Origin of the sequence: Salinibacter sp. (assembly GCF_042218895.1) — a bacterium.
GTDB lineage: Bacteria > Bacteroidota > Rhodothermia > Rhodothermales > Salinibacteraceae > Salinibacter.
Map to the genome: position 1 here is coordinate 1 of NZ_JBDGQQ010000025.1, position 21,839 is coordinate 21,839.

Sequence of the window (21,839 nt, forward strand, 5' to 3'; positions counted from 1 at the left end):
GTGCGCCCGGGAGGTGGCTCGGCTGGAAGGACAGCCGGCGGCCGAAAACACAGAGGCCCCAGGCGCCGGGGCAGAGACCTCCAGCTCGGACTCCGGCACCGGAAACGATGAACGACAATGAAACTCACGGGGACCGTCGTGGGAACGAGGGACGCTCGCGTCATTCTGATCTCCCTGACCGCTTCGTTTTCAACTTCCCCTTGAGACTGAGTCCCAACTCGCAGCTGTGCCCTTCCTCCGCGGTGCAGGACAGCCGAATTATGCGCTTTCACCCGACTGCGTGCACCGTTCAACACCACACTCTCAAATTCGGAACTCCCCGATCCCATGCCCACCGCAGCCCCCTCTGGTTACAAACTGGAACGCAGATGGTCCCTCACGCACTTTCTGATCGGAGTTTTTGGGGCAACGGCCATCCTGGGCGTGATGGCGAAGATTTTCAATTTCCAGGCGGAGGTGTTTGGATATCTCGTTACCTGGAAGCCGGTCGTGCTCGTCGGGTTTATGGGCGAGGCTATCGTCTTCATCCTCATGGGAATGATGCGGGAGATGCAGTACGTGGCCGTCGACGAGGAGGACTCCCGGGAGACGACAGGACTCGAAGAGGACGTTCATTCCTCCGATCTGAAAGAGGCCGAGGAGACACTGACCCAAGAGACCGAGCGTCTCGCGGAGGAGATCAAGTCGGCTCACGAGTCCCTCGAGGAGCAGATCAGGGCGATGGAGCAACTTAGCACGCTTCGCGAACACTTACAGCAGGCCAGTGAGAGCCTTTCGGAGCAGTCCGGAGTGTTGGAATCCAACATGGAAGACCTGCAGACCCTGTACGAGGCCCAAATCCCAATGACGCAGTCCGTAGAGGAAATTCAGCAGAAGCTGGCCGAGGAATCCGAGAAGTTGAGCAACGAGATCGCCGAGACCCGAAAGGCGATGAAGGCCCTGCGTACTCAGTTCGCCCAAACTGCCCGTCGCTTCGAACAGTTCAACGAGCCGTCCCCCGCGGCCGAACGGACAAACTCCACAACGAAGTCTGCCTAACAGACCCGCTCTAGTACCTTGAATCGGACAAAGGAGCTTCGGTACTACGTGATGCTGGCGCTGTACTTTCCGATTCTACTGTACGCCGTCAGCACGTTCGACGTGTCCGAGGAAACATATGCCGTCAAAGACTACCAGGCCGTGGCAGTGGGGGAGCCCACTGTTGTGCTGGGACAGCCATTTGAGGCTCGGGCCTTCCTAGCAGCCCGACGCCTGACGACGGCCGGAGAAGACAAGAAAGCGCTTCGGCCCCAGCTCGTCCCGCGCGGGGACCTTTCGGCGCAGGGCGACTCGCTGCTGGTCATGAACACCAGTGGGCTGCTTCCTCCCGGAAAAGATCAGAAGCGCGTGTCCTATGGGGCCTACTTCAAGGTTCAGCAGTTGGGAGGCGCGACCCAGCGGTTCCCCGTATCGGGCTCCTTCACGGTCCGTCGCCCCGAAATTGTCGCAAAGACCGAGACGGCACAGGCGCTGTACCGCCACACCCTCAACCGCATTCGTCTCTCAGTGCCGGGCATCTCGAACCAGTCGCTCCGCATCGAGGGCCCCGCCGGGTCGACTTCGGGAACGACGCTTTCAATCAGCCCGTCCGGCGACGCGGTCACGGTGGACGTGTACCTGCGCCGGTCCGACGGCGAAGACCTGCGACTCGGCCAGCGGAAGTTCTCTGTGATCGATCCGCCGCGTCCTCAGATCCGGGTATTTGCCCCTCAGGGCGAAGTGACGAGCGGCGATCCTCTGGAGCGGCGCCGAGCGGTGCTCCGGTTTCGCGTTGAGCCGGACCCGGAGTTTCGAAGTCGGTACCCGGAGGACGCACAGTATGAGGTCACCGAGGCTACTGTGTACCTTCGTCGAGGCCAGACGGCCAGCCAGCAAATTGGGAGCTTCGAGCTGGGGGACGACGGTCGGCTCGTGCTCACCCAGGAACTTCAGGGGGCCGAGCCCGGAGACCAGGTCATCGTCCGACTCGAAAAGGTCGTGCGCGTGAACCATCAGGGGAGACGGATCAAGGTGCCCCTCCGCGAAAACAGCCGTACGTTTGGCTTCGTGCTCTCCTAGGTTGATCTGAATTGTCATGACTTCGAAGAGTGGCTTCGGAAAGGGCGCCTGCGTTCGTCTCGTAGCGCTTAGCCTGGCGGTGCTTTTTGGAACGGTCTCGAAGAGCCTGGGACAGGCCGAATGGAAACGCACCGTACAGGTCATTGCCCCGATCAAAGATGGGACGGTCACGCAGGCCCTCATGGACTCTACCGTGGCGGTTCTGAAATCGCAGAACGTGCCAGTTCAGCGATCGCCCGAGTCCGACACGACGAGCCTCCAGACGATTCAGCAGAAGATCTCGGAGGATGGACTGGGCCTGACGAGCGCCACGCACATTTTCATCACTTATCGCTTCCACCTCTCGAGTGGCGATTTCCAGCGCGAGATTCTCGACCTGTACTTTATCTATAGGCCGACTGCCCAGCAGGAGGAAGACATTCCCATTCTCTACCTGGACCTGTCCAGAGGCGCCTTGTACGAGAAGCTACTCGTGGAGCGGGGTACCACACTGCCGTCCAACGAGGCGACGTTTCTCCCCTTCAGACAGCAAATTGGGTTCCATGCGCTGCGAGACGTGATGACGGTCGTGCAGGTCGGGGACCAGATTATTCGAGACCCGGAGCGCGCCGCTTCCAAAAAGAAACAGCTCTTGAAGACCCTCCGGGATCTCGCGTACGGGCAGCTGTGAATGGAGCATCGGAACGCTCCGCGATGTCGTCTGCGCGGGGCAGTGGAGGGCCCAACCAGTGCGAAGCTCTGGGGCGCAGGCCTGCGTCCACCGCTTCCGCGGGTCGCATGGATCTTCGAACCTGGACTCGTCTCCTCCCTGCCCATGCTCGACGATCTTTTCGTCTTGGAACTTGCCTCCGTCCTCGCCGGCCCGAGCGCGGGTCAGTTCTTCGCCGAGCTCGGCGCGACGGTCGTGAAGGTGGAGAACCCGAAGACGGGTGGCGACGTGACCCGGCGCTGGCGCGCCCCTGGTGCCGAGCAAGAAGGCGAGCAGAACGACCGCTCCGCGTATTTCTGCTGTTGCAACCACGGCAAGCGGTCGATCGCCCTCGACCTGTCGACGGAGCGGGGTCAGGACGTGCTCCACGATCTCACGCGAGAGGCCGACGTGGCGCTCGCGAGCTATCGTCCCGGCACGGCCAAGGCCCTAGGCGCCGATTACGACACGCTGTCGGCCGTAAATCCGGATCTGATCTACGGTCACGTCACCGGCTACGGGCCGGAGCGCAAGCGCGCCGGGTACGACGCCGTCATTCAGGCCGAGAGCGGGTTCATGCACCTGAACGGTGATCCTGACGGTCCGCCTACCAAACTGCCGGTGGCGCTCATGGACGTGCTGGCCGCCCACCAGCTCAAGGAAGGACTCCTCGTGGCCTTGCTGAATCGTGAGCGCGGCGGAGGCGGAGCATACGTCTCGGTCTCACTCTTCCAGGCCGCCGTGAGCGGACTCGCAAATCAAGCCACGAACTGGCTCGTGGGTGGTCACCGTCCACAGCGCATGGGCTCGGCGCACCCAAACATTGCGCCGTACGGCACGGCGTATCCCACTGCCAGCGGTCCGCCCGTCGTTCTCGCCGTGGGAACGGACCGCCAGTTTGAGGCACTATGCGAGGTTCTTGGCCTGCCTGACCTCGCCGACAACCCAAACTTCTCGACCAACACGGCGCGGACCGGTCATCGCGAGGCCCTCAATCGTGTACTTGAGGCACGCATCGGGCAGTTTGAGTGCGACGCCTTGCTGGAAGCCCTGCATGAGCGCAGCGTGCCGGCCGGCGTGGTGCGCGACATCCCCGCGGTCTTCGAGCAGTCGACCGCGGAAGCGATGATGATCAACCCGGACGAGGACCTGGCGGGCCTCCGCCAGGTGGCCTTTCCCCATCCCGACGACGGATCCTCTTCGCTGCTGCCGCCGCCCCACTACGCCGAACACACCGCTTCGGTTCTCCGCGAGCGGCTCGACTGTTCACAGGAGCGAGTCGATGCCCTGGCGAGGGAGAACGTCGTTGACCGGTAGGCCCCACGGAAATCCGGTTCTCGTCCCGAGGCACTCTCCTGCTGAGCCGGGGAACAGACGACACCCTCAGACCGGCGATCCTCAGGCTTCCGGCTCCCAGTTTCGCGTGTGGTCAAAGATGTAGGTGGCAAGCTGATCGATGGCGACGCGGTCCTGCTCCATCGTGTCGCGGTCGCGGACGGTGACGGTCTGATCCTCGAGCGTGTCGAAGTCGACGGTGATACAAAAGGGCGTGCCCGCCTCGTCTTGACGGCGATAGCGCTTGCCCATCGAGCCGCGGTCGTCGTAGCGGACGTTAAAGTGCTGGTTGAGGTCGTCCTCGATGTCACGGGCAATCTCCGGCAGGCCCTCCTTGTCCATGAGCGGGAAGATGCCGGCGCGGACGGGGGCCAGCTCGGGATGGAACTGAAGCACCGAGCGCGTGTCGCCCTTCACTTCCTCCTCGTAGTAGGCGTCGCAGAGGAGCATGAAGAGCGTGCGGTCGAGGCCGGTGGAGGTCTCCACGACGTACGGCGTGTAGCGCTCCTCCTCCCACGGGTCGTAGTACGACATCTTCTTGCCGGAGTACTCTTCGTGCCGGCTCAGGTCGTAGTCGGTTCGCGAGTGGATGCCCTCCAGTTCCTTCCAGCCGATCGGGAAGTCGTATTGGATGTCGACCGCCGCGTTGGCGTAGTGCGAGAGCTGCTCGTGCTCGTGGAAGCGGAGGTTCGAGGCGTCGATGCCGAGGCTCTCGTGCCACTTCATCCGGCGCTCCTTCCACTTCTCGTACCAGTCGAGCTCGGTGCCCGGCTTCACGAAGTACTGCATCTCCATCTGCTCGAACTCCCGCATGCGGAAGACGAACTGCCGGGCCACGATCTCATTGCGGAACGCCTTGCCAATCTGCGCGACGCCGAACGGGACGTGCAGGCGGGCCGGCTCGCGGGCGTTGTGGAAGTTGACGAAGATGCCCTGGGCCGTTTCGGGGCGGAGGAAGACCTTCTGCCCGTCCACCGGCCCCATCTCCGTCTCGAACATGAGGTTGAACTGGCGCACGTCCGTCCAGTCGAAGGCGCCGGACTCGGGGGCGGGGATTTCCTCGTCCAGAATGATCTCGTGGAGCGCATCGTTCATGTCGTCGCCCGCGTTCAGGGCCTCCACCAGCCGCTCGTGCACCTGCGCCGCGTGCTCGTCCTCTCCCTCCTCGCGCAGATCGCGGATGTAGTCCTCAACCAGCTCGTCGGCGCGGTAGCGATTGCCGGAGGCCTTGTCGTCGATGAGCGGGTCGTTGAACGCCTCCGTGTGGCCCGAGGCGTCCCACGTTTTCGGGTGCATCATGATGGCGGCGTCAAGCCCCACGATGTCGTCGTTCTGGTACACCATCGACTGCCACCACTTCTCCTTCACGTTGCGCTTCAGCTCCACGCCCATCGGCCCGTAGTCGTAGGTCGCGCTCAGGCCGCCGTAGATTTCCGACGACTGGACGATGAAGCCGCGCTGCTTGGAGAGGGAGACGATGGTGTCGAACAGGTCGTCGCTCATGGAGTCACTGGGCAATCGGTGAGTGCGCGTGCGAAAACGGGGGCAGAGCAGAAAGGTATCAACCGCTTCTGCTGGATGCAACGGGCGCCCGCCATTGTTCATTGAGCATTGGCGAGTACTCCCCCTCTATCGATTTCTCACTTTCTCCTTCGCCGTATGAACGGACTGCGAGAGGATCGCGCACAGCTGATCCGTTTCGTCGGTGATCCTGTGGAGTCGCTCGGTAGAAAGCAGCTCGGCCTTGCGAATGATGCGGAGCCAGGTCTTGGTCTCGCGCAGCTCCTTCAAACTGATGCTCAACTTGTGGGCAAAATCGCGACGGCTTTCTGCGGCACAGCCTTCCGAATAATTCGGTGCCGGCGACGTGCCACTGCGCAGGATCTGATCGGCAATGTGCTGTCCCAACGGGGTCTCCGGCAACGCATCCGCGACATTTCCAATCCGCACCGCGAAGTCGATCAGGCGATCTTCCAGTTCTTCCGAAGTCATTTGTTCATTTTTCATTGGGCCATTTTCTCATCTTGTTACTGAAAATGACGAAATGACAAAATGTCAAAATGAAAAATGGCCTCTAGTCAATAACCCCGCGCTCGGCCAGGGACGTGTGAGCGGTGCCGGCGATGATGAGGTGGTCGTGCACCGGAATGCCCATCGTGTCGCCCGCCTCCACGAGTTGCCGGGTGATGCGGATGTCCTCACGGCTGGGCTCGGGGTTGCCGGAGGGATGATTGTGGAGGCAGATCACGGCGGCCGCGTCGTCGAGGATGGCCTGCTCGAAGACACCTCGCGGTTCGACGACGCTCGACGAGAGGCCGCCTTCACTCACAGTGTAGTCTCCGATAATGACGTTGGCCGTGTTGAGGTGGACGACCTTGAACACTTCCTTGTCGAGGTCGCGCAGGAGGGGACCGTAGACATCGGCCACGTCACCGGGGCAGGTGACCTGCACGCGTTCGTCCTGCTGCCGCTGCGACTCGACGCGGCGCCCGGCCTCGAACGCGGCCGTGAGCTTGGCCGCCTTGGCCGGACCAATGCCCTGGATGCGCGTGAGCTCCTTCGGCTTGCGCTGCGAGACGCCGTGCAGGGAGCCGTAGGTCTGAAGAAGCGAACGTCCGAGCTCGACAGCCGAGACCGGGCCATCGCTGGTGCGGGTCCCGGAACCGAGGAGGAGAGCCAGCACTTCTGCGTCGGACAGGACGGTGGGTCCGTGCTTCAGCAGCTTCTCGCGGGGCTGGTCCGACTCGTCCCACTCGTGAATGGGGACGTGGTAGAGAAGCGCCGGCTCTTCCGACGCATCGGTGGGGGGCGACACGTCGGGCGCAGAATCGGAGTCGGAATCGGAAGAGGCCATGGGAATGGGGAGCCGAATGGAAGAGTGCAGGCACACTCTCCAGACACGTAGGCTCCCGCAAACATAACGCCTCTCTCCGGGCTCCCTCACTCTTCCGGCAAGAACACCTTCCGTGGACGCCTGCCGTGAGCCAGACCTGCGAGAGAGGGCTCCTCCCCCCTCTCAGTCCAGTTTTGAACCCCTACTCCGGCACCAGCTCGTTCAGGAGGTGGGCATTCGAGGGGCTGTTCCGCAGGTGCCGAAGCAGGGCCTGCATCGCCTCGATTGGCGCCCGCGAGTTGAGCGCGCGGAACAGCTGATTGTGCTTCTTGCGCCGCACCTCTCCGAGCAGCCGCTCCTCGTTCCGCGTGCCACTCTCGCGGAGATTAATGGCCGGGAAGATGCGCTTGTCGGCCATCTCCCGGTCGAGCACGATCTCGGAGTTGCCGGTACCCTTGAACTCTTCGAAGATAACCTCGTCCATTCGGCTTCCGGTATCGACGAGGGCCGTGGCGATAATCGTGAGCGAGCCCCCTCCCTCGATGTTCCGGGCCGACCCAAAAATCTTTCGGGGCATCTTGAGGGCCTCGGCGTCAAGTCCTCCGGACAGGGTCCGTCCGCTGCCGTCGACCCAGAGGTTGAAAGTGCGCCCCAGCCGCGTGAGCGAGTCGAGGAGGATGACGACATCCTTCCCCGTCTCCACGAGTCGCTTCGAATACTCAAGCGCCAGCGTCGAGACCCGGACGTGGTTGTCCTCCCCACGATCGTTGGACGACGCGAAGACCTGCGCGTCGGTGGTACGGCGGAAGTCGGTCACCTCCTCGGGCCGCTCGTCGACGAGCAGCGCGACCAGTTCAACCTCGGAGTGGTTCTGGCTTACCCCAGCGGCAATGTCCTTCAGCATGATGGTTTTGCCCGCCCGGGGCGGGGAAACGATGAGGGCGCGCTGCCCCTTGCCGAGGGGAGCCGCAAGGTCAAGCACGCGCATCGACTCATCGTCGGGACCAGTAATGAGATCCAGCTTTTCCTCTGGGTAGACACTGGCCCCTTGATCGAAGTCTTTCAGCTGCGCCCATTCTTCGGGGGGCAGTCCCATCACGGTGTCAATCCATCCAACCTGCATGCCGCCCTTACGACCCGGCTTCAGATCTCCCTCGATGACGACGCCATCCCGAAGGTTGAACTTGCCGATGAGAGGCGGAGGCATGAACGGATCGTCCTCATCTTTCGGAAGCGCCGGCCGCAACTCGCGCATGAAGCCGTATTTCTTCTCGCCGATGAGCTCAAGGAGCCTACGAAATGTTTTGTTCTCGTTTTCGGACATAGTCGGTCACAAGATAAATGATGAAGCCGACAGGAATGCCTTGACGGTGCATCCCTGCCGATACGTGATACGGAGGCGGCGTGAACGGCGCCCCCAACATCCAACGGTGCTCGATCTCTGCCCTGCATGTCTCTCTTCCGACATCACCGGGACAACGGAACGCTCTGTTTGTGGAGCCCCCCGGAGCGTTTCTCCTCCAGTGTCGGTCTCCAGCGAATACGCCTGGAGTCCCCGTCCCTCATCGGATGCGCAGACGACAGGGAAAACGAGGACGAGAGGACGCACAGAGCAAGATCGCTGGGCTCCAGAAGCCCGGGGCGCAGCAGGGCATAGAGGGCGCAGGAAACGTTACTCCCGCACACCGTCTCGTTCTCCGACGGAATGGCCCCCTCGACGACAGGTTCACGAACTGTAGGGAACGAAATAGTCCCTATTGCCTCCTCCAGAGCTCTTGGACAACCGTAGCGATCTTCGGCCCACAGGCAGGTATCGACGAAATCACAACCCGGCACCGAGTCATGAAGGCCCTCATGCCGACGAGGGTATTTCCGGTGGGGTTACGAAGACCTGGGGCAGGATTGAACCCGGTGCGAAACCAGAAGATGAGCGCTTCAATCGTTGGTCGGAACGCCCCTGATATCAGATGGTTTCCCGGACTGACACGGTGCCTGCCCTCTTCACTCGACGTTCGGCTTTTTCCTGTGACGCATCACGATTTGAACGTCGACGTCCGGGGACCTTCCGCGGAGCCGCCTCTTCTCCTACTGCATGGGTGGGGCCGTAGTAGCCAGAATATGTATCCTCTCGTCCAGACCCTCTCCGGCTCGTACCGGATCCATGCCATCGATCTGCCGGGTCACGGCGCCTCCCCTCCGCCCCCCGAACCATGGGGCGTTCCCGAGCATGCTCAGACGCTGTACAACTACATTCGAGACGAGATCCGCTCAAGTGTAACCCTCATCGGGCATTCGAATGGAGGCCGAATCGCCCTCTACATGGCAAGCACACCGGAGCAGGCGTCCGTGATCGATCGACTCGTGCTCGTCAGCCCCTCCGGAGTAAAGCCCGAGCGCTCGTGGGCCTACTACGTGCGGTCGGCTCTCGCGACAGCCCTCAAGGGTCCTGTACAGGCGCTGCCCGCTCCTCTCCGGACTCCCGCCGAAGACTGGCTTCGCCATTCGCTCGTCTGGCGCCTGCTCGGGTCGTCCGACTACAATGCTCAGAAGGGCGTCATGCGCGAGACATTTGTGAAGACAGTCAACCATCATCTTGACGGGGCGCTACCCCGAGTTCAGGTTCCAACGCTGCTCTTTTGGGGCACGGAGGACGAGGCCGTGTCGCGTCGACAGATGCGCGTCATCGAAGAGGCCATCGACGACTGCGGGCTGGTGGAGCTACAGGGGGCCGGCCACTTCGGCCATCTCGATCAGCCCGAGGCGGTGCTCTCCGGCATCCAACACTTCCTAGAACACTCGTAGAACAGTGCTGGGGGCACTGCGCCGCTGTCCGCAGCGTGCAACCTTCGGGGTCCTCCCCTACTTTTCTTCTTGCTGGGGCGGCTCACCGGATCGGTCTACGATTCACTACGTGCCTTGCGCCGCATGACGATTGCTCTCATCCTTCTCGGCGTCGTCGCAACTTTGTTTGCCGGATGGCGGGCCGGCCGACGGCTCCGGTTTTTCCTTCATATTTTTCAGCTCGAGACCTACAAGTTTGACCGGTATGGGCGCTGGCTGGCGGACCACGTTCGCTCCACGGTTGTCCGCCCTTCGCATGGAGCCGGGGCCGCCGTGCTCGTTTCAGGAGTGTTCGGGGCCTCAGTCATCGATCCGTCCTGGGTGGCACTCATTGCACTGGGGGCGTGGACGTGTGCGTTCATTTCGTCCCGCCGGTACCGGAGCGACGAGGAGAAGAAGCCCCTGCAGTTTACGGCCCGTATGACGCGCCTGGCCCTCCCCACAGGCATTCTCGCACTTGCCCCTGTTGCCTGCGGAGGACTGTACGGGTGGGCGCTCGGCAATCCGATAGGGGTTCTGTGGTATCTCGGAGGATTTCTCGTCGCCGATCTGGGGGCTCCACTCTGGGTCGCCCTCGGCGGCAGCCTCATGTACCCTGTCGAAACTGCCATCCAGGAGGGCTTCAAGCAACAGGCGCGGCGTCGGCTTCGGGAGCGCTCGGACCTGACCGTCGTTGGGATCACCGGTTCGTACGGCAAAACGAGCACCAAATTTATCGTCGCCGAGCTTTTGCGGCAGAAATACAACGTGTACGCCACCCCGAGCTCCTACAACACGCCGATGGGTCTTTGCTTGGCCGTCAATGAGCACCTGCGGCCCGAGCACCAGGCCCTCATCCTGGAGTATGGGATTCGCTATCCCGGCGACATGGACGAGCTCTGCAACATCGCCGAGCCGGACACGGCGGTCGTAACGACCATTGGCGTAGCCCATCTCGAGACGATGGGCTCGCAGGACAACATCGCCGCGGAGAAAGGAAAACTCGTCGAGCGGCCCCCTCCGGATGGACCCGCCATCCTGAACGTCGACGACGAGCGTGTGGCTGCCATGGCGGAGCGGACCGAGGGCCCGGTCTGGCGCGTGTCGACCGAGGGCCACCCCGACGCGGACATCACCGCCCGGCACATCCGGTACGATACGAGCGGCACCTCCTTCGACGTGACGGACGATACGGGAACGGAGGTCTCTTTCCAGACCGATCTCCTGGGTCGCCACAATGTGCTCAACGTGCTGCTGTCTGTGGCGGTGGGCCGGTCGATGGGCCTGCGCCTCAGGCAGATGGCCCACGCGGCGCGGCGTCTCGAGCCCGTGGAGCACCGCCTCCAGCTGCGGGAGCGTGGAGACGTGACGATCATCGACGACGCCTTCAACTCGAATCCCGTGGGGGCCCGCAATGCCGTCGAGATCCTGAGCGAGATGGGCGGGGGCCGCCGCGTGATCGTGACGCCGGGCATGATAGAGCTCGGCGATCGGCAGTGGGACGAGAACGAAGCGCTTGGCACCTACATCGCGCGGTACGACCTCGACCTCGTCGTGCTTGTCGGGGAGGAGCAGACCGCCCCGATTCAAGAGGGGCTCTCGGCGGCTCAGTTTCCGGATGAGCGGGTCCGGGTCTCCTCCTCCCTCTCGGACGCACAGCACTTTCTTGAGCGGTACCTCGACCCCGGCGACGTGGTGCTCTACGAGAACGACCTGCCCGATCAGTACGAGGTGTAGAGTTCGACGCGTGGACGGGAGCGTGTGGATTTCAGATTGGGGCGTTCGGATTGAGGTTCCCAGCCCGTAGATTAGTGGTGCACCCTTCCCTTCACGTCCCTATTCTCCCATTCCCAACATGCTCACCCACGAACGTCGCCTCTGGGCGTCCGGATACGAGCGGATTGCGGGGCTTGACGAAGCGGGGCGCGGGTGCCTGGCTGGCCCGGTGGTGGCCGCCGCGGCCATCCTTCCCCCGAACGTTGAGATTGACGCCGTCGAGGACAGCAAATCCATTTCCGAGGACGAGCGCCTCGCCGCGCGGGCGGAGATCGAAGCGCAAGCGGTGGCCACGGCCATCGGGGCCTGCTCCCCCGACGAGATCGACGATCTCAATATCCTCCACGCGGCCCTGACAGCGATGCGCCGAGCCGCGGCGGACTGCGACCCTGCTCCCGACTTTGTGCTCGTCGACGGCAACCACTGGTCTCGAAACTTGGTGGATGCGCCCTGGCCCCACGAGACCATCGTGAAGGGCGACGCCAAGAGCCAATCCATCGCTGCGGCCTCCATCCTCGCCAAGACCGAGCGCGACGCCATCATGCGCCGGCTCCACGAGGAGCACCCCGAATACGGCTGGGAGTCGAACGTCGGCTACCCAACCCAGCAGCACTACGCCGCGCTCAGCGAGCACGGGGCGACGCCGCACCATCGGCAATCGTTCACGCTCTTCCGCTCGTAGGGTCTTCCTCTGCCTCCCGAGCGGCCTCCACCACAGCCTCCACGACGGCGTCCACCGGCTGCGTAGCGTCGACGGTGGCATGCGCCGCAGCGTAGCTGGACTCCCGATCGGCCATCATCTGCTCGATTCGGGCTTTCATCTTCTCTCGCGGAAGGGGAGCGCCTGCTTCGTCCTGCAGCAGCGGTCGCTGGTCGGCCTTGTCCCCGACCCGGTCGAGAACCGTCTCGGCGTCGACCTCTAGGTACAGAATCCGCCCGTGCCTTTTCGCGAAGGCGCGATTGTCCTTGTCTACGAGGGCCCCGCCCCCGAGTGCCACGATCAAATTGTCGGTGTCGGCCGTTCTGCGCAGGGCTCTGGTTTCGAGGGCCCGGAAGGCTGCCTCGCCGTCTTCGGCGAAGATTGTGGGGATGGACCGTCCCTCATGGGCCCGAATCAAGCGGTCGAGATCGAGGAACGGCTGCCCCAGTCGGGCCGCTGCCTTAGGGCCGACGGTCGTCTTGCCACTGGCCATGAAGCCGGTCAGATAAACACGCATAGTCGAATGTGGAGTGGAGAATTTGGAGTATACAACGCGGCCCGGAGCGTGTGGAACGTGGAAGAGGGATGAACTAAAGAACCGGACAATCACGAATCCCTTGGAACGGAGCGTCCGTCTTTTCCTCCCTCAAGTGTCCTCTCCCGCCCCTCAAGCCTTCCTCCCTTTCCACGCGCCCACACGAAAGCGACGCCTGTACGGAAGCCATGCCTCGCTACCGAATGCTCGTCGAGTACGACGGAACCGATTTTCACGGATGGCAGATCCAGCCGGACGTGCCAACGGTTCAGGGAGCCCTGGAGGAGGCCGTGGAAACGATCATGTCAGCGGAGTGTCGGGTCACCGGATCCGGCCGCACAGACGCGGGGGTGCACGCTCAAGGGCAGGTTGCGCACGTCGACCTGCCGGCGCAGCAGGATCCGTTTCAACTACGGGGCTCCTTGAATGGACTGACACCCGATGCCGTTGCGGTGCGCCGGATGGAACGGGCCCCGGATGACTTCCACGCGCGATACGATGCCCGTCGGCGCCGTTACCACTACTCCGTGCACACTCAACCCTGTGCACTGGACCGGCGGACGCGGACCCGGATTCGCCCGGTGCCCGACTTCGACCGAATCCGGGCGGCCACGCCCGACCTGCTCGGCCAGCACGACTTCAGTTCGTTCTGCCTCACGCAGTCCGATACTGAGAATCGCGTTTGCACCCTCACCCATGCCCGGTGGGTCGACGAGGGGCGGCGCGGCTTCTGGCGGTTCGAGGTAGTGGGCACCCGGTTTCTGCACGGCATGGTGCGCGCCATCGTGGGTACCCTCATGGAGATCGGGCGCGGAAAGCGGGCCGCGGATGCTCTGCCGGACGTGATGGCTGCGCGAGACCGGCGGGTGGCGGGCCCGTCGATGCCGCCCGAGGGACTGGTGCTGGAACGGGTTCGGTACGGGACCGACGTGCTCGGCCAGGGGGAAGCGGATCCGGCTTCGTGATTATTCTCGCCGTCCCTCCCGCTCCTCAGCGAGCGCCCCCTGGCATCCCCCGAAAGACTGGACCGCCCATGCGGGGTGGCCGCCCTGATCGTGGGTCACGGAGTCCTACGGCGCATAGGGACGGGCCATCTCGATCTCGAAGAGACACGACTCTGCTGCTAAGGTTCCTGAGGGGAGCCTGCCTGTAACATCGCCCCGGGATCCAGGCGTCTCCCGCGTAGACCATCATCCGCCGCTCGTTTTCACACGACCGCTTCGTCCCATGGATCTCGACATTCGCACGGTTCTCCGCTGGCTCATCATCGGCGTAGTCGCTCTGCTGGGGCTCAGCCTTCTGGGAATGCTGGTCGGTGTCGTCGTCAACGTACTGAGCCTTGCACTCAAGGTGGGGGCCATCGTTCTCGTCGTGCTCCTCATTGTTCGCGTGCTGGAGGAGGTGCGGAGCTAGCAGAGATTCATCGTGATCGGTGGCTTTTCTCCGGGGTTCTTCCGATTTTTCGTGTGTCTCTGCCTTCATGCACTCGCTTAGGGGTTGCTGTGGATACGATTGAAGCACCGTCCGCTCCGTCTATTGATCGCTCCACGTCCGCCTACGGGATTCCGGCCGAGGCGCACCTGCTCGAGCAGGTGATTGTGCACACCCCTGGGCAGGAGATGGAGCTCGTCTCGCCCGATAATCGGGCCGATCTTCTCTTCGACGACATTCTCTTCGTAGGGCACGCGCGCGAAGAGCATACCCTCATGTGCTCGGTGTTTGAGAAGATCGTAGGCCGCCCCGACACCGTCCTCCAGATTAATGATCTACTGCTCGAAGCCTTTGAGGCAGACGAGGACGCCCGGCACTCCTTCGTTGAACAGCTGTGCCGGAGCCTGCCGGAGCAGAACCTAGGGGCCGTCGAGGACGAGCTGAAGCGATTCTCGCCGGACGACCTTCGCGAGTTTGCCCTCACCGGACAGTCGGAGCTTCCCATACGGGCCGAGCCTGTGCCGAATCTCATGTTCACGCGGGACCTCGCGGCCGTCGTGCACGACCACATCGTTCTGGGCCACGCCGCGACAGTGGCCCGCACCCGGGAGAGCATCATCATCAACGTGATCCTCAATCACCATCCCCAGTTCGCCCCCCATAGCGACAAGGTTATCGAGCTTCCCCCCGGCGTTACGTTCGAGGGCGGAGACCTGCTCGTGGCGAGCCCGGACACCGTCCTCATCGGCCATTCGGAGCGCACGTCCCTTGGCGCCGTCATGGCCATCGCCCACGAGCTATTCGAGCGTACCCCAGTCGAGCACGTCCTGGCCGTCGACCTGCCGAAGCGACGGGCCACAATGCACCTCGACACGGTATTTACATTTGCCTCCCCGACTGAGGTCATCGTGTTTCCGCCCCTGCTCGAGACACACGGTTTCGGGTACGCCGTGCACTTTACCGCGGCGGAGGAGACGGGTCGCTTCGTGACCGACATGCGCCGCAACCTGCGCGACGTGCTCGACGAACTGCTGGACCGGGATCTTACCTACATTCCCTGCGGTGGAACCGAGCGCCTGCACCAGGAGCGCGAGCAGTGGACGGACGGGGCCAATGTATTTGCGGCGGCGCCCGGCGCCATTTTAGGCTACGAGCGCAACGGCCGCACCTTCGACCGTCTCGACGAGCATGGATACCGGGTCGTGTCCGCGGAGAGCTTTCTGTCGTACTTCGAGTCTGGAACCTTTGACCCCAGCCAGGAGAAGGTGGCGATTCAACTGGCCGGCACGGAGCTGTCTCGGGGCCGAGGCGGCCCGCGCTGCATGACCCTTCCCATCGCTCGACATACCTCCCCGACAGGAGCACAGTGAGCGTCGAGTAAGGAATTCGACGTGCAGACTTGGGATTTCAATGATTTCACCCCAGTCCTTGCGTCTGGGACCCCAGGCCCGAAACTGCCACTTGCATGTGCAGGTTCAGCTACAACGCCAATCCTTTGAACACAGCATTCGGTGTTCATGTGTGACGTTATCGTCATCGGGGCTGGGCCCGTAGGCCTTGCCTGCAGCATCGAGGCCAAGCGTCGCGGCCTCGACTCACTCATCATTGAGAAGGGTGCCCTCTGCAACTCTTTTATCGGCTATCCTACGCGGATGGAGTTCTTCTCCACGCCGGAGCTGCTCGAAATCGGCGGCCATCCGTTCCCCACGCGCGACTACAAGCCGCGCCGCGAGGAGGCACTCGACTACTACCGCCGTGTGGCCACGACCGAGGATCTAGACCTGCGGCTCTACGAGCCGGTGACGGACCTGCGGGGCCGCGATGGGCACTACACGGTCGTGACCGAGGAGGCCACGTACGAAACCCGGAAGGTGGTGGTGGCCACCGGGTTTTACGACGTGCCCAACCGCATGGACGTACCGGGCGAGGATCTGGATAAGGTGATGCACTACTTTAAGGAGCCCTATCCCTACGCCCTGACGGACGTGGCCATTGTGGGCGGCGCCAATTCGGCCGTGAAGGCGGCATTGGCCTGCTATCGCCACGAGGCCAACGTGACGATGATTGTGCGCGAGCCGGAGCTCGACGACGGCGTGAAGTACTGGCTCCGACCCGACGTGGAGAACCGGATCGACGAGGGCTCCATCGACGCCTACTTCAACACGACCGTCTCCGCCATCGAACCGGAGGCCCTTCACCTCGACACGCCTGAGGGCCCAGAAAGCATCGCCAACGACTTCGTGCTCGCCATGACGGGCTACCGGCCGAACTACGATTTCCTCGAACGGCTCGGCATTGCCATCCGCAACGACGACGCCCGCACGCCGGTGCACGACGAAGAGGGCGACACCTTCGAAACGAACCGGGACGGCCTGTACCTCGCCGGCACCATCTGCGGGGGGTGCGACACGAGCCGCTGGTTCATCGAGAACGGTCGCTTCCACGCCGAAAAGATCATGGACCACGTGGCCACGACGATTGGCACCGAGCCTGCCATGGCATAGTAGTGCGTGAGGAGTGAAGCGTGATGCACGACGAGATTTCCTCACCTATCACGCATCACTCCCCAACGCACCGGAAAGGTGATCTCCCTTCGACAGTTCTCCCTCCGTGTTCGAGAGTGGGGAGCATCGCGGGCGTTATGCCGTGGTGCCGTTAACCTCAAATTGTCGGAGGGCCCGAATCGCACTTGGATCATCGGAGAGGGAGGTCGCCGTCTCGATGAGATGACGGAGCTGATCGTCGCTCAGCGGCTGGTCGATCGCGTTCACGTCGTAGGCAATGCCGAGCTCGGGGAAGTCGCGGTGGTTTGACTGGAGGTTGCTGGCCCCAGCCTCGTAGACGGCGTCATTGATGGATTTCTTCGTCCCGCGCACGTCGCTATGGACCACCGCGAGAATCCAGTGGGGCGGCTCAGCGTTCACCCCGATCGTGTGGCCCTGTCCGAAGACCGTATCCCGCACGGTGCCCCGCTCGTTCAGCAGTTGGGTGGAGGTGGCCATGCGCGACGCGATGCGCGGCTGCGCCTCTTGCGTCGCGGCACCGATGTGGGGGGTGGTGAAAACATTGTCCATCTCCGCGTAGGGGTTTTCCCACCTCTCGTCGGCGCTCCCCGGCTCCTCCGGAAACACATCGACGGCCGCCGCCCGCACATGGCCCTCGTCGATGGCCCGCTTCAGATCGCCGGGATCGTGCAGGAATCCGCGAGCGGCGTTGATGAAGGCCCGCGGGCTGTTCTCTGGCCGATCCGCCCCGAGCTGGCGGAAGTGGTCGTAGTCCAGCAGGCCCTCGTTGGACTGGCCCTGCGGATCCTCGGCGGAGACGTGCACCGTCACGAAATCCCCCTTCCGGAACGCCTCCGACACGCTTGAGCAAGACGTCCAGCCCAGCGTAGTGCCGACCTCCTGTGCCACGTCCGACTCGTCGTAGAAACAGATGTTCATCCCGAAGGCGTCGGCCAGCCGGGCCAGTTGCTTGCCGATGTTGCCCAGGCCGATGATGGAGAGCGTCTTGTCCATCAGTTCGTAGCGGCGCGTACTGTCCTTCGTCCACCGGTGCTGACGCCCCGACCTGTTCGCTGTGTAAAGCCGACGGGCCAGCAGGATCATTTCGCCCATGACCATCTCGACCACCGACCGACCGTTGCTCACCGGGTCGTTGAGCACCAGCACTCCTTCTTCGGCACAGGCTGGCTTGTCGACCGTGTCGTCGCCGATGCAGCATAGCATGACGGCGGCGAGCTTGTCGGAGGCCTGCACCACCTGCTCGTCCACGACAAACTTGCTGCGCTTGAAGAGCAAGTCGTGCTGCCCCTCCCGCAAGCGCTCCACCATGGCGCCCTGGTCGTAACAATCGGGCTTGGGAACCCGCTCCGGCTCAATCCCCTGCTCGCGCAGGTAGTCATCGAGGCTTGGATCGGGCTCTTCGAGGATCAGTGCCTTCTCGAAGTGATCGTTCAGAAACCGAATTTGCGGATACTCCATGCGTTCGTAGGATCGTGGTTGGTTGAAAAGCCGCTTCGCCTCCCTGTGTGCCAACGGGGCAAAATTCTGCGTGTGAACTTCTGTGTGTGCCAACTAAGGCGTGGTACTCCTTCAATTGCAGGGACCACCCGTAAAAAACACGCCAAGTTTGCGGGTGTCGGACGGGGTTCCTTGCGGCAGTTCTCAGCCTGACCTGATGCCCGTCGGCCTCCCTACTCGCTGGGAGGGCCGAACTCGCCGGGAGGGGCGAAAGCAGAAAAGGCCCCCGCACCCAGACGGCCCGGCGGCCCGCTCCAATCGCTTGTACGGAGGAGCGTGCATTCCTCCTCCATCCCGGAAGATTTCATGCCATCTCGTTCTTGACCGTTTCGCCGATGAGCGCCGGGTTTTTGACCACGGTGGCCCCGGCCTCCGCAAGGGCACGAAACTTGGCCTCGGCCGTGCCGGACCCGCCGGATACGATGGCCCCAGCGTGCCCCATGCGACGTCCCGGGGGAGCCGTGCGGCCCGCAATGAACCCGAAGACCGGCTTCGTCATGTGGTCCTGGATATACGCGGCGGCCTCCTGCTCGGCAGCCCCCCCAATCTCTCCAATCAGAACGACCCCCTCCGTCTGCGGGTCGTCCTCAAATAGCTTGAGCGCGTCGATGAAGCGCGTGCCGATAATGGGGTCACCGCCGATGCCGACGGCCGTGCTCTGGCCGAATCCGGCCCGAGTGAGCTGGTCGACGGCCTCGTACGTAAGCGTCCCCGACCGCGAGATGAGTCCGATGGGACCTGGTTCGAAGATCATGGCGGGCATGATGCCGACCTTCGCCGCCTCCGGCGTGATGGCGCCCGGACAGTTTGGCCCGATGAGGTGCGCCCCCTTCTTCTTGACGAAGTGGTAGGTGGGCTTCATGTCGGCCACCGGGATGTCCTCGGTAATGCAGATGATGACCTCGATTCCTGCGTCGGCGGCCTCCTGGATGGCGTCGGCCGCAAAGGGAGGGGGGACGAAGATGATGGACGTGTTGGCCCCCTTCTTTTCCACGGCCTCCGCGACGGTGTTGTACACGGGCCGGTCCAGGTGGGTTTGCCCCCCCTTGCCAGGGGTGACACCGGCTACGACGTTGGTTCCGTAACCGATCATCTGCTCGGCGTGGAACGTGCCCTCCGAGCCCGTGAAGCCCTGCACCACCACGCGTGTGTCGTCGTCAACGAGGATGCTCATGCGGTCGGAGTGATTTGCTTGACTTGTACGGCGAATGGGGATCCGGGGCGGCCCCTTGACTGAGACAGCGACGAGGGACGCCGGACGGCCAAGCGTGATGGTAGGATCCAGCGCCGCGAAGCGCAACCCCTTTGCTCATTCCTCGTCCGCCTCCATGATGGCCGCCCCTACCTGCAAGAGCAACACCTCGTCGAAGTGGGGCCCAAGAAGCTGAAGCCCAACGGGCAGGTGCGGCTCTTCAGGGTGTGCCCCAATGGGTACGGTCAGACCCGGCAGGCCGGCTAGGTTGGCTGTAACGGTGTAGATGTCGTTGAGGTACATTTCGAGCGGATCGTCCGTCTTCTCGCCGAGCCGGAACGGCGGCGTAGGCGTGGTGGGTGTCACGAGAAGGTCGACGTCCTCAAAGACCTGCTCGAAGTCGTGCCGGATGAGGGTGCGCGCGCGCTGAGCCTTCTCGTAGTAGTCATCGTAGTAGCCGGCGGAGAGGGCGTAAGTGCCCAGCATGATGCGCCGCTTTACCTCCTCGCCGAATCCTTCGGACCGCGTGCGGGTGTAGAGCGCGTCAAGGGTACTCTGTTCGTCGTCAAGCTGGGCCTCGATTTCGGCCACCCGCTCTTCGTCTCCCTGCGTCCGGGCGGCAGACAACTCGCTCTTCAGTTCGTCGCGGCGCTCATGCAGGGCCTGCTTCGTCTCCTGCAGGTCGGCCCGGTGGCCATACCGAATGCCGTCGTAGCGCGCCAGGTTGCTTGAGGCCTCGGCCGTGGCGATGAGGTAGTAGGTAGCAATTCCGTACTCGGTGTGGGGCAGTGAAACCTCTTTGATGTCCGCCCCTCTCCTCTCCAACCGGTCCACCTGCTCACGCACCATGCGGCGGATGTCGTCGTCAAGGCCCTCCGTGAAGTATTCCGTCGGAACCCCTACGCGGAGTCCCTCAATGTCTTCGCCGAGGGCTTTTGTGTAGTCGGGCACCTCCACCGGCGCGCTCGTCGAGTCGGCCTCGTCCTCGCCGGCGATGACGTTGAGCACCGTCGCCACGTCCTCCACGCTGCGCCCCAGCGGACCGATGACGTCGAGTGAGGAGGCGTAGGCCACGAGGCCAGAGCGGCTGACCCGGCCGTAGGTGGGCTTGAGCCCCACCACGCCGCAGAAGGCGGCCGGCTGCCGCACCGATCCGCCGGTGTCGCTGCCGAGGGCGGCGTGGCACATCCCGGCGGCGACCGCCGCGGCCGACCCGCCCGACGACCCGCCCGGCACGTAGTCGGGGGCGTGCGGGTTGCGGACCGGGCCGAAGTGTGAGGTCTCGTTCGACGAGCCCATGGCGAACTCGTCGCAGTTGGTTTTGCCGATGAAGATGGCCCCGGCGTCCCGCAGACGCCCAATGGCCGTCGCGTCGTAGAGGGACGAGAAGCCCCTGAGCATCCGTGACCCGCAGCTCACCTGATGGCCTCGGATGCAGATGTTGTCCTTCACCGCCAGAACGAGACCGGCCAACGGGCGCGGGTTGCCTCGCTCACGCTGGCTGTCGAGGTACCGGGCGTGGTTGAGGGCGCCATCGCGGTCGACGGTCGTAAACGCGTTGATCTCGTCGTCGCGCTGGTCGATCCGGTCCAAAAAAGAGGAGACCAGTGCTTCGCAGCTGGTCTCTCCGGCGTCGAGGGCGCGGCGGGCGTCGGCGAACGTCGGGTGATCCATGCGTGGAAAGGAACTCTGCGCGGACAGGCGGCGCGGTGCGATGTGAACACGATCAGGAGACCGGTCATGTCTCCCGGACCCGAGGGCGAGAAGCGCTTACGTTCCTGCGGTGCCCTGCGTGTCCTCTGCCTTCGGGTTCGACGTATCGGTCTCTTGGGACGTGGTGCCCTCAGAGGACTCTCCCGAGGGCGTCGTTTGGGCCGTCTTCTGCTGAGCCCCCTGCTGGCTCTGCCCCTGCTGCGGCGCCTGGCGCGACTGCGGGGTGCCCTGCTGTGGCGACTGCGGCTGATTGATCTGACGCTGCTGGTCCTCGGCCTCCAGCTCACGGGAGATTTCGCTGGTCGCGTCCTTAAACTCACGAATGCCCTTGCCAATCCCACGGGCAATTTCGGGGATGCGCTTGGCCCCGAAGATTAGGAGCACGACCGCAAAAATAATGATCAGTTCGAGGGGTCCAAAGCTACCCATAAGCTAAGCGATGCGGTTCGGGAAAGACGTGCGGAGCTGCTCCGTGCTCGACGAGTCGGCCGCCGGGCATCATGCGGCTCAGAGCGAATGGTTTTTCGCGTACAACCTAAGGGAGAGCGTCGAACGGAACGGGTGGGTGGCGGTTCCAGGTCGGGTCGTTCCGGTTGTAGGAGCGAAGGCCTGAAACAGCCTCCCAGTGGCGATGTTATGCACGAGGCTCATATTAAGTCTGTGGTGAAGCTACACGCCACACATGCACTGCAGGATT

General features: G+C 63.3%; 20 protein-coding genes. 11 read left to right on the plus strand and 9 right to left on the minus strand.

From position 1 onward, the window contains the following. Positions 1-327: 327 nt before the first annotated feature. The 4 genes from ABEL04_RS02525 to ABEL04_RS02540 all read left to right on the plus strand — a co-directional run bounded on the left by ABEL04_RS02525 (position 328) and on the right by ABEL04_RS02540 (position 4,102). Complete coding sequence (locus ABEL04_RS02525; protein WP_375800805.1) at positions 328-1,038, plus strand: hypothetical protein; 711 nt, start codon at positions 328-330, stop codon at positions 1,036-1,038. Positions 1,039-1,056: 18 nt separating this feature from the next. Then, complete coding sequence (locus ABEL04_RS02530) at positions 1,057-2,097, plus strand: GldM family protein (RefSeq protein ID WP_375800806.1); 1,041 nt, start codon at positions 1,057-1,059, stop codon at positions 2,095-2,097. Positions 2,098-2,113: 16 nt separating this feature from the next. Then, positions 2,114-2,767 (plus strand): hypothetical protein, encoded by a 654-nt coding sequence (locus ABEL04_RS02535; RefSeq protein WP_375800807.1) that lies wholly within the window; start codon positions 2,114-2,116, stop codon positions 2,765-2,767. 144 nt (positions 2,768-2,911) lie between these two features. Further along, positions 2,912-4,102 (plus strand): CaiB/BaiF CoA transferase family protein, encoded by a 1,191-nt coding sequence (locus ABEL04_RS02540; protein ID WP_375800808.1) that lies wholly within the window; start codon positions 2,912-2,914, stop codon positions 4,100-4,102. Between the two features lie 81 nt (positions 4,103-4,183). Here the strand turns inward: ABEL04_RS02540 and ABEL04_RS02545 are convergent, their stop codons facing one another. From ABEL04_RS02545 to rho, 4 genes are all read right to left on the minus strand, one after another. Continuing rightward, the gene (locus tag ABEL04_RS02545) at positions 4,184-5,725 is read right to left on the minus strand and encodes a glycine--tRNA ligase (RefSeq protein WP_375800809.1); all 1,542 of its coding nucleotides are present in this window, start codon (positions 5,723-5,725) and stop codon (positions 4,184-4,186) included. A gap of 24 nt (positions 5,726-5,749) precedes the next feature. Continuing rightward, a complete protein-coding gene (locus ABEL04_RS02550; protein WP_375800810.1) occupies positions 5,750-6,127 on the minus strand; it encodes a four helix bundle protein in 378 nt (125 codons plus the stop codon). Positions 6,128-6,194: 67 nt separating this feature from the next. Continuing rightward, positions 6,195-6,974, minus strand: coding sequence for a DNA repair protein RadC (radC, locus tag ABEL04_RS02555; RefSeq protein WP_375800811.1), 780 nt, complete (start codon positions 6,972-6,974; stop codon positions 6,195-6,197). Between the two features lie 181 nt (positions 6,975-7,155). Then, positions 7,156-8,277 (minus strand): transcription termination factor Rho, encoded by a 1,122-nt coding sequence (rho, locus tag ABEL04_RS02560; RefSeq protein ID WP_375800812.1) that lies wholly within the window; start codon positions 8,275-8,277, stop codon positions 7,156-7,158. 701 nt (positions 8,278-8,978) lie between these two features. Between rho and ABEL04_RS02565 the strand changes: the two genes are divergently transcribed. From ABEL04_RS02565 to ABEL04_RS02575, 3 genes are all read left to right on the plus strand, one after another. After that, positions 8,979-9,755, plus strand: coding sequence for an alpha/beta fold hydrolase (locus tag ABEL04_RS02565; protein WP_375800813.1), 777 nt, complete (start codon positions 8,979-8,981; stop codon positions 9,753-9,755). Between the two features lie 123 nt (positions 9,756-9,878). Next, complete coding sequence (locus ABEL04_RS02570) at positions 9,879-11,510, plus strand: Mur ligase family protein (RefSeq protein ID WP_375800814.1); 1,632 nt, start codon at positions 9,879-9,881, stop codon at positions 11,508-11,510. A 118-nt stretch (positions 11,511-11,628) separates the two neighbouring features. Next, complete coding sequence (locus ABEL04_RS02575; protein WP_375800815.1) at positions 11,629-12,231, plus strand: ribonuclease HII; 603 nt, start codon at positions 11,629-11,631, stop codon at positions 12,229-12,231. On the opposite strand, the gene ABEL04_RS02580 is transcribed toward ABEL04_RS02575, so the two are convergent. Next, positions 12,212-12,766, minus strand: coding sequence for a shikimate kinase (locus ABEL04_RS02580; RefSeq protein ID WP_375800816.1), 555 nt, complete (start codon positions 12,764-12,766; stop codon positions 12,212-12,214). The two genes, ABEL04_RS02575 and ABEL04_RS02580, sit on opposite strands and share 20 nt — an antisense overlap. A 206-nt stretch (positions 12,767-12,972) precedes the next feature. Between ABEL04_RS02580 and truA the strand changes: the two genes are divergently transcribed. The 4 genes from truA to ABEL04_RS02600 all read left to right on the plus strand — a co-directional run bounded on the left by truA (position 12,973) and on the right by ABEL04_RS02600 (position 16,719). Next, positions 12,973-13,749 carry a tRNA pseudouridine(38-40) synthase TruA gene (gene truA / locus ABEL04_RS02585; RefSeq protein WP_375800817.1) on the plus strand — a complete coding sequence of 259 codons (777 nt, stop codon included), beginning with the start codon at positions 12,973-12,975 and terminating at the stop codon, positions 13,747-13,749. Positions 13,750-14,011: 262 nt separating this feature from the next. Then, positions 14,012-14,197 carry a hypothetical protein gene (locus ABEL04_RS02590; RefSeq protein ID WP_375800818.1) on the plus strand — a complete coding sequence of 62 codons (186 nt, stop codon included), beginning with the start codon at positions 14,012-14,014 and terminating at the stop codon, positions 14,195-14,197. Between the two features lie 89 nt (positions 14,198-14,286). Continuing rightward, positions 14,287-15,585 carry an arginine deiminase family protein gene (locus tag ABEL04_RS02595; RefSeq protein ID WP_375800819.1) on the plus strand — a complete coding sequence of 433 codons (1,299 nt, stop codon included), beginning with the start codon at positions 14,287-14,289 and terminating at the stop codon, positions 15,583-15,585. Positions 15,586-15,732: 147 nt separating this feature from the next. Then, the gene (locus ABEL04_RS02600) at positions 15,733-16,719 is read left to right on the plus strand and encodes a YpdA family putative bacillithiol disulfide reductase (RefSeq protein WP_375800820.1); all 987 of its coding nucleotides are present in this window, start codon (positions 15,733-15,735) and stop codon (positions 16,717-16,719) included. A 135-nt stretch (positions 16,720-16,854) separates the two neighbouring features. Here ABEL04_RS02600 and ABEL04_RS02605 read toward each other — a convergent pair whose 3' ends face one another. The 4 genes from ABEL04_RS02605 to ABEL04_RS02620 form a co-directional block, all read right to left on the minus strand. Next, entirely contained in the window at positions 16,855-18,198 is a 1,344-nt protein-coding gene (locus ABEL04_RS02605) for an NAD(P)-dependent oxidoreductase (RefSeq protein ID WP_375800821.1), read from the minus strand. A 343-nt stretch (positions 18,199-18,541) separates the two neighbouring features. Then, entirely contained in the window at positions 18,542-19,411 is an 870-nt protein-coding gene (sucD, locus tag ABEL04_RS02610; protein WP_375800822.1) for a succinate--CoA ligase subunit alpha, read from the minus strand. Positions 19,412-19,546: 135 nt separating this feature from the next. Beyond that, the gene (locus tag ABEL04_RS02615; protein ID WP_375800823.1) at positions 19,547-21,103 is read right to left on the minus strand and encodes an amidase family protein; all 1,557 of its coding nucleotides are present in this window, start codon (positions 21,101-21,103) and stop codon (positions 19,547-19,549) included. Positions 21,104-21,199: 96 nt separating this feature from the next. After that, complete coding sequence (locus tag ABEL04_RS02620) at positions 21,200-21,571, minus strand: twin-arginine translocase TatA/TatE family subunit (protein WP_375800824.1); 372 nt, start codon at positions 21,569-21,571, stop codon at positions 21,200-21,202. Between the last annotated feature and the right edge of the window lie 268 nt (positions 21,572-21,839).